Below are 13,372 nucleotides of genomic sequence, written 5' to 3'. Positions count from 1 at the left end.
TCATCACTTAAAATGATCAATCTTGAAATTTAATCTATTGGAGTGATTTTTCAAGCGCGCCTACTCTGAGCATCAGACGCCGCGCCGCGGCGCCATGAATCTGGAGAAAGACCATGAACGCCACCCAACGCATCGATGTCCACCAACACGTCGTTCCGCCCTTCTGGGCAGAAGCCCTGCCCGCCCACGGCGGCGACCCGTCCGGCTGGAAAAGCCCGGAGTGGAGCCCGCAAAGCGCCATCGACTTCATGGACAGCCAGGGCATCGCCACCGGCGTGCTGTCGCTGACCGCGCCCGGCGTGCAGGGCTGGCCCGGCCAGTCCAAACTGGACATGGCCCGCCGCGTCAACGAATACACTGCCGGCCTGGTGGCGCGGCATCCTGACCGCTTCGGCAATTTCGCCACCGTGCCGTTGCCGGATATTGAGGGCTCGCTGCGGGAAATAGAATATGCCTTCGACGCGCTGAAAGCGGATGGCGTGGTGCTGCTCAGCAATTACGGCGGCCAATACCTGGGCGACCCGGCGTTCGAGCCAATGTGGGCCGAACTGAACCGCCGCCGCGCCACCGTATTCATCCATCCGGGCAAGCCCGCCATCGACACCATCCCCGGCATGCCCGGACCGCTGGTCGACTATCCTTTCGACACCACCCGCACCGCGGTGCAGATGGTGCTGAACGGCGTGCTGACTCGTCACCCGGACGTGAATGTCATCTTGTCCCATGCCGGCGGCTTTCTGCCTTATGCCTCGCACCGTTTCGCCGAACTGGCCCCAGGCGTCCGCAACGATGTTCCATCGACCGAGGCATTGCTGCGCCTGTTCCAGCGCTTCTACTTCGACACCGCGCTGTCCTCCGGCCCCGCTGCCCTGCCCAGCCTGACCGCCTTCGCCGGCGTCGGCCGCATCCTGTACGGCAGCGATTACCCCTACGCGCCGGCATCGGTTGGCGCATCGTTCACCGCCAAGCTGGATGCTTACAGCGAACTGGCCCCGGCGGAACACTCTGCCATCAATCACGGCAACGCGCTGGCGCTGTTTCCGCGGCTGGCGGCGCGACGCGGCTGAATATCGCTCGGCGGCGCTCGCCATTCGCGGCGGGCGCCGCTTCAACGCGCCAGCTTGGCCGCTGCGCCGTCGCGGCCGTCTTCCACCACATAGCCCAGCGCCAGGATTTCCCCACGCAGGGCGTCTGACTCGGCCCAGTCCCGCGCCGCCCGCGCGGCTTCGCGCCGGGCCAGCAGCTCGCGCACCTGGGCCGGCGTTTCCTCCTCGCGCGGCTGCCAGCTATCCAAATCCAGACCCAGCAGCCGATCGCAATCGCGCAAAGTGGCCTTCTTGTCCGCGTCGGCGGCCGTTTCGTCCTTGACCAGCCCCCACACCAGCGCCAAGGCCTTGGGCGTGTTCAGGTCCTGGTTGATCTCGGCGCGGAAGGCCGCGGCGACATCGGCCAGCACCGCCCCGCCCTCCGGCCAGGCGGCATAGCGCTGCCGCAACTTGTCCAGCGCCTGCGCCGCGCCGTCCAGCGCCGTCCAGCTGAAGCTCATCTGCTTGCGGTAATGCGCGGTCAGATTCAGATAACGGTAGGCCAGCGGATCGTAACCGCGGTCGATCAAGGTCTGCAGCCGCAGGAAGTCGCCGCTGGACTTGGACATCTTGGCGTCGTCCAATTGCAGGAAGTAACCATGCATCCAGAAGTTGGCGGCGCGGGTGCCGTGGCAGCCCTGGCTCTGAGCGATCTCGTTGCTGTGGTGGACCGGGATGTGATCTTCGCCGCCGCAATGGATATCGAACCACGGCCCCAGGTGCTTGGCCGACATCGCCGAGCACTCGATATGCCAGCCGGGAAAACCGCGCCCCCAGGGGCTGTCCCATTCCATCTGCCGTTTTTGTTCGGCAGGGCTGAATTTCCATAGCGAGAAATCGGTCGGGTTGCGCTTCTCGCCCATCTCCACCCGGTTGCCGGCCTGCAGGCCGGCGGCGTCCAGCCGCGCCAGATGGCCGTAATCGTCCAGCCGCGCGGTGTCGAAATACATGCCGTCCGAAGTGCGGTAGACATAGCCCTTGCGCTCCAGCGCTGCCACGTATTCGATCTGCTCCGCGATATGGTCGGTCGCCCGGCTCCAGATCGTCGGCGGCAGCGCGTTCAGCGCGGCCAGATCTTGCTGGAAGGCGGCAGTGAAGCGCTCGGCGATATCCCAGGCCGACTCGCCGCCGGCGCGACGGCTGCCCGCCTCCATCTTATCCTCTCCGTCATCGCCGTCCGACACCAGATGGCCGACATCGGTGATATTGACCACATGCCGCACCCGGTAGCCATTGAGCTCCAGCGCGCGGCGCAGCGTGTCTTCGAACAGATAGGTGCGCAGATTGCCGATATGGGCGTAGTCATACACCGTGGGGCCGCAACAGTACAAACCCACATGGTCGTCGTTGAGTGGCGCGAAGGGCCGCACGGCGCGGTGCCAGGTATCGTACAGTTGCAGTTGCATGGTTTCTCCGGACATGAAAAAGGCCGCCGGGTGAAAACACGCGGCGGCCGAGGGATGGAATGCGGATGCTAGACGCGCGCGCTCCCCGGCCATGTCGGACAACACGGTTGCAGGCGGGCGGCGGACATCTCATTCCTATTCATGCTAACGATATTAGGGATTGCGCTAGCCAGCGTCAATCCCGCACCCCTAGCCCGGCAAAAACAAGCGCTGGATGTCGGCGCTGGCCGCGCGGCCCACTTTGCCGCCGTGCTCGGCCAGCCACTGCTTGGCCGTCGCCCTTCCCTCGTCGCGCAGCCAGAGCAAGAACGGCCCATAGGCCAAGGCGCGGCTGGAGGCATCCAGGCTGGACAGCAAATCATGCCCCTCTATCAGATGGAAGCGCGTCGCCTGCAAACGCCGCTCCAAACCGCCGCGCCACCAGGCCGGCTCGTCCGCCATCTGCTGCAATAGCGCGAACAAACGCATCTCGCGCAAAAAAGCGCTGTTGAAACCCAGCAAGGTTGCCCGCTTCTGTATCTCCTCGGCGCTGCGCGGCGTCTCGCCATGCGACATCGGCGCCAGCAGCACCAGCAAGATGTCCGCGCTGCGGCAGAACTTGAACAAAGGAAACACCGCGGGATTGGCGGCGAAGCCGCCATCCCAATACGGCTCGCCGTCTATCATCACCGCCTGCCGCAGCGTGGGCAGACAGGAGGAGGCCAAGAGCGCGTCGGCGCTGAGCTCGGCGTTGCGGAACAACTTCAACTGCCCGCTGTTGGCATGCGTGGCCGCCACGAACAGTTGCACCGGCGAAGCGCGGCGCAGGCGCTCGAAATCGAACTGCGACTCGATGATGCGGCGCAGTGGATTGTAATCCAGCGGGTTGAGCTGATAAGGCGACAGCCACTGGCTCAGTTGCAAAGCCATCTTCAAACCGGGCGGCGCGGCGGAGTCCGCGCCCAGCGGCAAAGGCCGCATCATTTCTTCCGGCAAGCTCTCGCCCACTTTCTCCCAGAAAGCCGCCAGCGACTCGCGCGCCCGCTCCGGGCCGCCCAGACACAAGCCATGCGCCAGCGCCACCGCGTTCATCGCGCCCGCGCTGGTGCCGCTGAGGCCGTCGAAGCGATACGCTCCCGCCTCCAGCAAAGCGTCCAGCACGCCCCAGGTAAACGCGCCGTGCGCGCCGCCGCCCTGCAAAGCCAGGCTGATGACAGGCTGTTGTCCATCGGTTTTACGCATGGCCGCTCCTTGATTGCTGCATCGCACAAATCATGTCACGACCCCATTACGATCTCAAGAAGCCAGGCCAGCCATCACGAGGCGCTCAGTCTGGGCTAAGTTTCCGCCGCTATGTTTCGAGATAAGCGTCCATGCGCCCAAGCCTTGCATCGTCGATGAAGAATCGTCGCCCATGCCGGAAAAGCGCGCCAGACAAGCCAAGGCTTGGCATGGATCAAGCATTCGCATGCGCATGCGCGCAAAACAAACCGCGCTTCCTATAACAAGAACGTCGCAAGAACAGTTTGGGAGAGTGTCATGAGAGGACGCGCAATGATCTTGCAAGCAGCAGGCTGGCTCGCCGCCCTGATGGTCGGTTTATGGTCCACCGCCGCGCACGCGCTGCCCAGCTATGCCCGACAAACTGGGGAAGCCTGCATCGCCTGCCATGTCAGCTTTCCGGAGCTAACGCCTTACGGCAGGCTGTTCAAGCTGTCCGGCTACACGCTGGGCACCACCAAGTTGTTTCCCTTGGCGGCCATGGCCCAAGCCTCGGTTTCCCACGTCGGCAACACCCAGGGCAATGACGGCGCGTATCCGCGGCAAAACGACGGGGTGATAGAAGGCGGTAGCCTGTTTGTGGCGGGCAAGATCGGCGACCATGTCGGCATGTTCTCGCAATGGACCTTCAACGCGCTGAACCAGAATCCCGGCACGCAGGACTTTTCCGGCCACACCGTGGCGGACAACAACGACTGGCGGCTGACCGACCACATCGCCAAAAGCGATCTGGACCTGATCTACGGCCTATCGCTCAACAACAACCCCACGGTGCAAGATGCCTGGAATACGATACCGGCCTTCGGCTACCCCTATCAAAGCAGCCACCTGACCGGCGCTTGGGGCATTTCGCCGCCGACCACCTTGATCGAAGGCGGTCTGGCGCAGCAGGTGGCCGGTCTCAGCGCCTACGCATTTTTGAATAAAACCTGGTATGCCGAGCTCGGCGGCTATCGCGTCGCCAAGGGCGGCACCTCGTTGTTCAAAAACGGCGTGACGCTGAGCAACCGGCTGGATGGCACCAATCCATACTGGCGCTTCGCCTATAGCCATGACTGGGGCGAACATTCAATCGAAATCGGCACTTTCGGCCTGGCTGCACAAGTCAACACCGACCCGACCGACCCAGGCTCCCCGACTAATCACTATCGAGATAGCGGGCTGGACGCGCAGTATCAGTATCTGTCCGATCCCCATGTCTTCACGGCCCAGGCCTCCTACATCCATGAAAAGACCGATTGGGATCCCTCCCTAGTCGGCGTCAATGTGCAGAACCCCAGCAGCGACCTCAATTCCTTCCGCATCAAGGGCAGCTACTGGTATCAGCGCAAATACGGGCTGACGCTGGGGTATTTCGCCGAGAACGGCTCGGCGGACAACATCGTCTACCCGGTCACCGGCAAACCCGACACCAATGGCTGCATCGCCGAATTCAACTACATGATCCGGCCTAATTGGCGGGTGGGCCTGCAATACACCGCGTTTCTGAAATACCAGGGCGCCAGCGGCAATTACGACGGCAATGGCCGCAACGCCCGCAACAACAACATCACCTACCTCTACACCTGGATCGCCTTCTGACAGGGGAACGCCATGAAAACGCTATGGATGATCGGATTATTCGGCGCGCTGCTGCTGACGAGCGCCGCCCAGGCGGATAGAGACCCGGAAACGCTGGCGCGCAGCTGGTGCGCCAATTGCCACGGCGCCGACGGCAACAGCGTCTCGCCCTTGTTTCCGCGTTTAGCCGGCCAGCAAGCCGCCTATCTGCAGCAGCAGCTGAAAGTGTTCCGCGAGCAAAGCCGCAGCGATCAGGCCGCCCACGACTATATGTGGGGCGTGGCGGGCGGCTTGAATGATGCGGAAATCGCCGGCGTCGCCGCTTATTTCTCGACACAGAAAGCCAAGCCCAACCCGGCCGCTCCGGGCGAAGCCGCCAAGCTGGCCGCCGGCAAGGCCATCTTTCTGCAAGGCAAGGGCGACAGCGTGCCCGCCTGCTTCGCCTGCCATGGCGCGCAGGCGGAGGGCACCGAGCAAGCGCCCAGGCTGGCAGGCCAGCATGCGGCCTATCTGCTGAAACAGCTGCATGTGTTCTCCACCAGCCAGCGGCCCGCAGCGGTGGCGATGCAGGCCATCGTGCATGACCTCAGCGAAGACGACTTGAACAGCCTGGCCGCCTATCTGCAAAGCCTCTGATCCCTGTTGCGCAATCGCCTCGCGGCCCAACGACCGCGGGGCGTCTCGCCCTCTCTATCCAGACAACGCGGCGACGTCGCCCATCATGCAAGGCGCGGGAATCGAACCTCGACCCTCAGGCCTTTTCTTGCTGCGGCCTCCGCCCAATCCAGCTCGACTTTGCCGCCCAGCCGGTCCGCCACCTCCCGGACAATGGCCAGCCCCAAACCCGATCCTTGCTGTTCGGTGCCCAACATCCGGTAGAAAGGATCGAATACCCTTTCCCGCTCGCTCTCCGGAATGCCCGGGCCATTGTCTGCGATGGCAAAAAAAACGCCATCAGGCGACACGCCAGCGGATAAATCGACTTTGCCGCCCGCCGGCGTGTAGCGGATGGCGTTGTCCACCAGGTTCTTCACCACGGTCGTCAAGTCCAGCTCCGAAGCGCCGGCCAACACATCCCGCCCGTCCTCGACGCCGATATCGATGCCCTTGGCCTCCGCCAAAGGCATCAAATCCTCCAGCACGCCGCGAAAAACGGCCTGAATGGACACCGTCGGCGGCGCGCCGTCCTGCCGAGCGCCCCCGGTCTGCACCCTGGCCATCGTCAGCAACTGGTTCAACAAGCGGCGGCTGCGCTCGATGCCGCTGCGCAAAATCGTCAAACGTTCGCGCGCATTGTCCGGCAGCTCGGTAGCCGCCAAGCGTTCGGCCTGCAAAGACAGGGCCGTCATCGGCGAACGCAGCTCATGCGCGGCGTCGGCCAGAAACCGCCGCTGACTGTCCACACTCTGCGCCACCCTATCCAGCAGGCGGTTGATCGCCACCGCGAAGGGACGGATCTCCAATGGCAAGCGCTGCGCCTCGACGGAGTGCAGCTCCGTCACCTGGCGCAGATCGATCTCCCGGGATAATTCCTTGATCGGCCGCAGCATATTTTTGATCAGCCGCGACACCAGCCAGATCATGAAGGGCAGCAGCAAAAACGGCGGCAAGGCGGTGCGCTTCGCCACGTCCGCCGCGATGTCGTCCCGGATATGCCGCTCTTGCGCCACCGCTACCCGCACCCCGCTGGACAGCGTTCGGATCAGCACGCGGTATGGCTCTCCATTCAATTGCAAAGTTTGCAAGCCATCCGGCAAGGCGGGAGACAACGGCAGCCGGCCAGCCGACGCCTGGCGCGCGGCCAGAAACTGGATCAGCACTCTGGATTCGTTCTCCACCACCACAGGGTGCATGGCCGCCGTCTCGACCGGCGGCACCCGCTCCTGATCCAGCAGCCAGGCCGCCTGATTCAGCAAGCCGTCCTGCATATCATTGGCCTCTTTGAAAGCCGACCAATACGACACGCCGCACACCGCCAGGGTCAGGAACAGGATCATGGCGATCAGCGAAACCAGCAGCCGCAGCTGCAGCGAGTCTCTCAAGCGTTTTTGGATACCATCCATCCCATTCCCCGGACATTCTTGATGACGGCGCTGCCCAGCTTGCGGCGCAGGGAATGGATCAGAAACTCCACCGCATTGCTTTCCACCTCTTCGCCCCAGCCGTAAATGCGTTCCTCCAGCTCGCCGCGCGACAAAATCGCCCCAGGCCGCGTCAACAGCGCCTGCAACAAGGCGAACTCGCGATTGGAAAGCAACACCGCTCCGCTTTCCGTGGTCGAGGCTTCGCGGCTGGACGGGTCCAGTGTCACCACGCCGTTGCCCATGCAGACCGCGCTCTGGCCGCCTTTCCGCCGCGCCACCGCGCGCATCCGCGCCAGCAGTTCGGCCATGTCAAAAGGCTTGAGCAAATAGTCGTCCGCGCCGCCATCCAGGCCTTTCAACCTATCTTCCAAACCGTCGCGGGCGCTGACGATCAGCACGGGCACCGGATTGCCGTCTCGACGCACGGCAGCCAATACATCCATGCCATCTCGGCCAGGCAGACCCAGATCCAGCAATAACAAGTCATAAACATGATTCTCCAAAGCCAGCAGGGCGCGCTTGCCGTCGCGCACCCAGTCGGCCGCGTAACTGGCGTCTCGCAGCGCCGACACCACCGCCTCGCCTATCATAGGATCGTCTTCTATCAGCAATACCCTCATGCCATCCCCTTGCGGCGGCGCATGCCGCCCAATCCACGCCATCGTTCCAATGCCTATTCCTACAGCATAGCGCCATCCTGACGTCCAGCCCGCAAGGCAAGACCGCGGCACGCGCCTTTCCGCCAAGATTAAGGATTTCTCGCCCGCAGCAGCGTCGCGCCCATGCAAGCCAGGCCGATCAAAAGAATCAGCAGCAAACAGCAGGGCAAGCCAGAGAAACAACGATGCGCCTCATGCCCGCGCAAACAGCCGCGCGAAAGGCAGGACGCAAATGGAAGATGCGGCCAAAACAAGGGCAGTCCATGAAACAAGGACATGACGCTCCCCCTGGTGCCGGCAATGGCGCGACGAAAACGGCGAGAGACGGCGATCGCGAATCCACGGCGGCGCGCGCTGGCATGCACGCGCCAGGTCAAGACACTCTGCGCTCAGCTTTGCCCGCTGGCAGCCTCTTGCGCGGCTTGGGCGGCGGACTCGGCCGCCTCCTCCTGCTGCCTGGCTCGCCCTGCGCTGCTGATGCTGACCTGATCCTGAACCGGGGCGCTAGCGGCAGAGACGGTTTGAGAGGCCGCGGCGGCCCGCGCATTGTGGAAAGTCACGGGGGACAAAGCTTGCGGCCCCGTTGCCGCGATGGGAGCGATAGACATGGTTCTGTCTCCATTGAAACTGCATCGTCCGACATGCCGGCCAGGCCGGCCCAACCCATTGGGGCTGATTACAGATTAGCCCCTCAAACTTAGCGCCAGCTTAGCCCGCAGCCTATTCTTTCGCGGCGCGCGAAAGCGCGGAGAAACGGTTGCGCAACTGGCGCTCCATCGCCAAAGCGGCGCAATAAACCGGCGGAAGATAGCGCCAGGCCAGTCGATAGGCCATCCAAGCGCTGAATCCAGCCGCAGCCGCCGCGCCCAGCATATCCAGAGGAAAATGCACGCCCAGATAGATTCTGGCCCACGCCATCGGCAGACCCAGCAAGACGAGCGCGCGGCCCTGCGCGCGCATGGTCCGCCCCAGCCAGAAGCTGAAAGCGACCGACCACCACAAAGTCAGATGATCGCTGGGAAACGAGGCGTCGGCGGCATGATCGAGAAAACAATGCCCCAGGCCCAGCATGAAAGGCCGCGGCTGCGGCCAGAGCCAGCCTATCAACTGATTGAGCGTCAGCGCCAGAAGCGCGGCCGCCAAGGCCTCCAACACGGCCTTGCGCGGCCCTGCCCCGCCCCAGAACCAATAGCCCAGCAACAGCGGCGGGAGCAGAAAGATCAAGTATTCGCCGGAAAACTTGGCCAAGGCCACCGCTAACGCGGAAGGCGCCGCCGGCGCGTTGAGCCATAAAAAAATCGTGTAATTAATCTCATCCATCCAGACGCTTTCAAATCTCGCGTTTTGATCCAGGCATAGGCAGCATCCTGGCCAAGCCCAGTCCCGACCCGTTGATCCAATGCCAAAAGGCGGCCGCGACATGCAGCGCGATCAGCAAGGCCAACAAGCTGGCCATGACCTCATGCATGCCGCCAAGCCAATGCGACAGATGGCGGTTCTTCTCCATCAGCGCAGGCAAGTCGAAGCCGGGAAACAGCGTCGCGCCGTGTCCGGCGGCATTGGTTTTCAGCCAGCCCAGCAACGGTTCCGCCAGCAAGCACAGATACAACAGGCCGTGCGCCAGCTTTTCCGCCCAATACGACCAAGATCCGGCCGGATTGACCGAAGCCGGCAGCCGCTTGCGCAAGCGCAGCTTATTCGCCAGCCTGGCCGCCGCCAGCAGCAAAATCCAGGCGCCTATCATTTTGTGCGCGGCCAGCAGCGACTCTTCATCCTCCAGCAACCAAGCAAGCGCGAAGTTGGAGAACACCAGCAAGGCCAGCAGCCAATGCAGCAAACGCATAGAAAGCGGATAGCGAGCATGTTCCGACATGATGTCCTCCACTCAGTTAAGCAGATGGTGGTAGCGCTTCTTGGTCTGGTTGGCCGCCTGCAGCGAGCGCTTGGCCGCCGCCAGATCGCCGGCCTTGGCGAACTGCTCCGCCTTGTCCAGATCGGCGCTCAGGGCGCGCATGCCCTCTCGGTAATCCGTCTGATTGTCGGGATAAGGCAGCTTGGCGGCGCGGTCCGCATCCAGGCGCAAGCGCTGCAAATAGCTGGAAAACTCGGCGTCCCCCGCGCTGCCCATCGCGCCGTTCATCGCCGTCTTCATGTCCTTCATCAGGCTTTTCAGTTCGCCGGCCTGTGCCGCCCCGGTCAGCGCCAACATCAATAACGCCGCGCCTGGAATCCACCATGGCTTTTCAAATGAAAACATATCGATCTCCTTGGATGACTCGCGCCCGCCAACGATTCATGCGCGGCGAGGGCGAGACTTTGGACCAAAGAATAATCAAATTGACTTAGAGAAGACTTAGCTCGGGCGGCTATCCACGCTCAGCGAGGAAATAGGCGAAGAAGATGAAGGGGCGCTAGAGCAGCGCGCCAGAAGACGGGCCGGGACTCAATGCACGCCCAAGCCCGCCGCCAAGGCGCACAGGGCCACCACCAGCCAAGGCGGCAGCTTCCAAAGCGCCAACAGCAGAAACGCGGCGGCGGCCAGGGCGAAATCCGCGGACGACAAAATGGCGCTGGTCCACACCGGATGGTAAAAAGCGGCCAACAACAGCCCCACCACCGCGGCGTTCACGCCCAACATGGCGCGCTGCATGCCGGCGCGCCTGCGCAAGCCCTCCCACAAAGGCAGGGCGCCTATCATCAACAAGAAGCCCGGCAGGAAAATCGCCGTCAGCGCCGCCGCCGCGCCCAGCCAGCCGCCAGACACCGCGCCCAGATAAGCGGCGAAAGTGAACAGCGGCCCCGGCGCCGCCTGCGCCGCGCCGTAGCCGGCCAGGAAGGCGTCGTTGCTGACCCAGCCGCGCGGCACCACCTCGGCCTGCAAAACGGGCAGCACCACATGGCCGCCGCCGAACACCAGCGCGCCCGAGCGATAAAAGCTGTCGAACAGCTGCAAGCCATAGCCGCCGCGCGCCGCCGCCAGCGGCGACAGCGCCAGGATCAAAGCGAACAGCGCCAGCGCGGCCATCCCCCATCGTTTGCTCAAGCGCACCGGAAATGGGCTGCCCGCCGAGCGAAACCAGGCAAAACCCAGCAAGCCGCTGGCGACAATCACGGCGATCTGAGTCCAGACGCCAGGCCAGAAAACCGCGGCGGCGGCCGCGGCTACCGACAGGCTGGCCCGTTCCTGGTCCGGGCACAAGCTCTTGCCCATCCCCCACAAAGCCTGCGCCACCACGGCGACCGCCACCACCTTGAGACCATGCAGCCACATTCCGCCTATGCCTTGCCCGGCATGCGTCACCGCCATGCCGAACGCCGCCAGCGCCAGAGCCGAAGGCAAGGTAAAACCCAGCCAAGCGGCCAGCGCGCCAGGCACGCCGCCGCGCAGCAGCCCCAGACCGATGCCGACCTGGCTGCTGGCGGGCCCGGGCAAAAACTGGCTCAAGGACACCAGATCGCCATAAGCCTGGTCATCCAGCCAGCGGCGGCGGTTGACGAAAGCCTCGCGGAAATAGCCCAGATGGGCGACCGGACCGCCAAAGCTGGTGCAGCCCAGCCGCAGGAAAATCCAAAAAATGCCAAGTATCGAGGTGGTGTCAGACGGCTCCGCCGTTTGCCGATGCGCCATGGTTCCGCTTCGCTCATCCTAATTGATGGCGAATATCATAATTCGCCCGCCAAGCCGGCGACAGTGGCGCGGCCTCGCAGACTGCGGCGAGGCCCTGCATGGCTCACATCGCCCAGCTCGGCCCCTTGCTTGCCGCCTTCGGGCCCCGCTCGTTTTCATAGTCGATGCGAAACCCGCCTCCATCGCGCAGAATGCGGGCGAACCCGGCCTCGCCCAGATGCATGCCGGCAATCAGCAGACTCTCCGCGCAGGCTTGCTCCAGCAGTTTGGCCCGCATCGCGGCGGCGATGGCGGCATCTTGATCGAAGGCGATGGAAACCTCGGGGCGGGCGATCTGGATATGGGGGAAATGCACCACACCCCCCCATATCAGCAGGCTTTCCGCGCCGGAAGCCAATAGAAAACCGGTATGGCCCACGGTATGGCCCGCCAGCGGCATCGCCAGAATGCCGGGCCAAACCTCGCCGGAGTGAAAGGTTCGCAACCCGGCCCGGTAACGGTCAAATGTCTGCCGGGCAATCAGGAAATTGCCGCGCGCCCGCTCGCTGGCGCGGCTCATCTGCCCATCATCCTGCCAGAACTGAAGCTCGCGCTGGCTCAACAGCAACTCGGCGTTCGGAAACGCCGCCTGGCCGGCGCTATCCAGCAAGCCGCCGATATGGTCGGGATGCGCATGCGTCAGCAAAATCGCGTCGATATCCACCGCAGAAACGCCCAATTGCCGCAAACGCACCGGCAGCTCGCCGCCCCAGCCTTTGCGCCCGCCCGCGCCGGCATCGATCAGCACGGCACGGCCTCGGCCGCGAATCAGATAGCAATTGATATGGATGGCGGCGGGGGCAAGCACATTCGCCGCCCTTTGCATCCTGGCCGCCTCCTCCATATCGATGGGGCTCAGCAACTCCAAGCCGCAATCCAAATATCCATCGCTGAGCGCGGTGACCGCATAGTCGCCAATCTGGCGGCAAGGAAGACCCATGGCGCTCTCCTCAGTCAGCGGAAATGTCGGCAGCCAGGCCGGTCTGCCGGGCCAGGGACTGGCCAGGGAACAAGCGCGCGGTGAGCGGCGCGTACAATCTAAGGTCCGCCGCCAAGTCAGCCGCGCCCTGCCCCTCGACCGGACGCCATGCCGCCAGCCAGCGCGATGCCGTAGACCGCTCCAAACCCGCCGCCTGGATTTCATCCGGCTGCGCACCCATCGCCAGCAAGGCCTCCGGCCCCTGCTCGCTGATGGCCAGATAATCGCGCTCGCCTATGGCTGGCGCCTGCGCGCCAAGATAAAGATTGCGACGCCAGTCGAAGATATGCGTTTGCCAGCTGGCGAAGTTGCCGCCGCCATTGCGCCGATAAGCGTCCGAATCCAGCGTTTCGGGCCCGGCGAGCGTATGGATGGCGAGATAGGCCGGGCCATCATGGCCCACCGCCTGGAAACGCTGCGAGTTCAAAAAACCAGGCACCGCCAACAGCGCGGGCAGTTTGTCTTCGTTGTAAAAACGATTCCATTCCGCCTCGCTGCCGGGGTCGGCATAGCTGCATTCGACAAAATAAAGCATGGCATAGCCCTTTCATGATCGGCCATCGCTCGGCCGCAATTGACATTCACTCATGCTGAGGCAATGCTGGATGGATTAAAAACGATATAAAATCAAGATTTCATGACTTTTTATCAAGCTGACAACGGCCTAACCGC

The 13,372-nt window shown here is 63.4% G+C and carries 14 protein-coding genes; 3 read left to right on the top strand and 11 right to left on the bottom strand.

Features of this window, described 5'->3' with window-relative positions:
* Positions 1–113: 113 nt before the first annotated feature.
* Positions 114–1,067 carry an amidohydrolase family protein gene (locus tag NKT35_RS11335; RefSeq protein ID WP_254301212.1) on the top strand — a complete coding sequence of 318 codons (954 nt, stop codon included), beginning with the start codon at positions 114–116 and terminating at the stop codon, positions 1,065–1,067.
* 41 nt (positions 1,068–1,108) lie between these two features.
* Here the strand turns inward: NKT35_RS11335 and cysS are convergent, their stop codons facing one another.
* Together cysS and NKT35_RS11325 are read right to left on the bottom strand one after the other, a co-directional pair.
* Complete coding sequence (gene cysS / locus NKT35_RS11330) at positions 1,109–2,491, bottom strand: cysteine--tRNA ligase (RefSeq protein WP_254301210.1); 1,383 nt, start codon at positions 2,489–2,491, stop codon at positions 1,109–1,111.
* Positions 2,492–2,680: 189 nt separating this feature from the next.
* Entirely contained in the window at positions 2,681–3,712 is a 1,032-nt protein-coding gene (locus NKT35_RS11325) for a patatin-like phospholipase family protein (RefSeq protein WP_254301209.1), read from the bottom strand.
* Positions 3,713–4,009: 297 nt separating this feature from the next.
* On the opposite strand from NKT35_RS11325, the gene NKT35_RS11320 reads away from it, so the two are divergent.
* Positions 4,010–5,332 (top strand): hypothetical protein, encoded by a 1,323-nt coding sequence (locus tag NKT35_RS11320; protein WP_254301207.1) that lies wholly within the window; start codon positions 4,010–4,012, stop codon positions 5,330–5,332.
* 12 nt (positions 5,333–5,344) lie between these two features.
* On the top strand, positions 5,345–5,947 hold the full coding sequence (locus NKT35_RS11315; RefSeq protein WP_254301206.1) for a c-type cytochrome: 603 nt from the start codon (positions 5,345–5,347) through the stop codon (positions 5,945–5,947).
* Between the two features lie 83 nt (positions 5,948–6,030).
* On the opposite strand, the gene NKT35_RS11310 is transcribed toward NKT35_RS11315, so the two are convergent.
* The 9 genes from NKT35_RS11310 to NKT35_RS11270 form a co-directional block, all read right to left on the bottom strand.
* Positions 6,031–7,374 (bottom strand): ATP-binding protein, encoded by a 1,344-nt coding sequence (locus NKT35_RS11310; protein ID WP_254301204.1) that lies wholly within the window; start codon positions 7,372–7,374, stop codon positions 6,031–6,033.
* Complete coding sequence (locus NKT35_RS11305) at positions 7,350–8,015, bottom strand: response regulator (RefSeq protein WP_254301203.1); 666 nt, start codon at positions 8,013–8,015, stop codon at positions 7,350–7,352. Before NKT35_RS11305 ends, NKT35_RS11310 begins: the two co-directional genes overlap by 25 nt.
* A gap of 428 nt (positions 8,016–8,443) precedes the next feature.
* Positions 8,444–8,662 carry a hypothetical protein gene (locus NKT35_RS11300; RefSeq protein ID WP_254301202.1) on the bottom strand — a complete coding sequence of 73 codons (219 nt, stop codon included), beginning with the start codon at positions 8,660–8,662 and terminating at the stop codon, positions 8,444–8,446.
* A gap of 112 nt (positions 8,663–8,774) precedes the next feature.
* Positions 8,775–9,374, bottom strand: a complete 600-nt coding sequence (locus NKT35_RS11295; RefSeq protein WP_254301201.1) for an undecaprenyl-diphosphatase — start codon at positions 9,372–9,374, stop codon at positions 8,775–8,777.
* A 10-nt stretch (positions 9,375–9,384) separates the two neighbouring features.
* A complete protein-coding gene (locus tag NKT35_RS11290) occupies positions 9,385–9,927 on the bottom strand; it encodes a cytochrome b (protein WP_254301200.1) in 543 nt (180 codons plus the stop codon).
* Between the two features lie 12 nt (positions 9,928–9,939).
* Entirely contained in the window at positions 9,940–10,311 is a 372-nt protein-coding gene (locus NKT35_RS11285; RefSeq protein ID WP_254301199.1) for a cytochrome b562, read from the bottom strand.
* Positions 10,312–10,497: 186 nt separating this feature from the next.
* Positions 10,498–11,682, bottom strand: coding sequence for a chromate efflux transporter (gene chrA, locus NKT35_RS11280; protein ID WP_254301198.1), 1,185 nt, complete (start codon positions 11,680–11,682; stop codon positions 10,498–10,500).
* 103 nt (positions 11,683–11,785) lie between these two features.
* A complete protein-coding gene (locus tag NKT35_RS11275; RefSeq protein WP_254301197.1) occupies positions 11,786–12,661 on the bottom strand; it encodes an MBL fold metallo-hydrolase in 876 nt (291 codons plus the stop codon).
* A gap of 10 nt (positions 12,662–12,671) precedes the next feature.
* Positions 12,672–13,235: a DUF4286 family protein gene (locus NKT35_RS11270; RefSeq protein ID WP_254301196.1), complete on the bottom strand. Its 564-nt coding sequence runs from the start codon at positions 13,233–13,235 to the stop codon at positions 12,672–12,674.
* Positions 13,236–13,372 lie beyond the last annotated feature (137 nt).

This window comes from Chromobacterium sp. IIBBL 290-4 (assembly GCF_024207115.1).
GTDB lineage: Bacteria > Pseudomonadota > Gammaproteobacteria > Burkholderiales > Chromobacteriaceae > Chromobacterium.
Note: the sequence above shows the minus strand (reverse complement) of the source record. Positions and strands in the feature narration are given on the sequence as shown.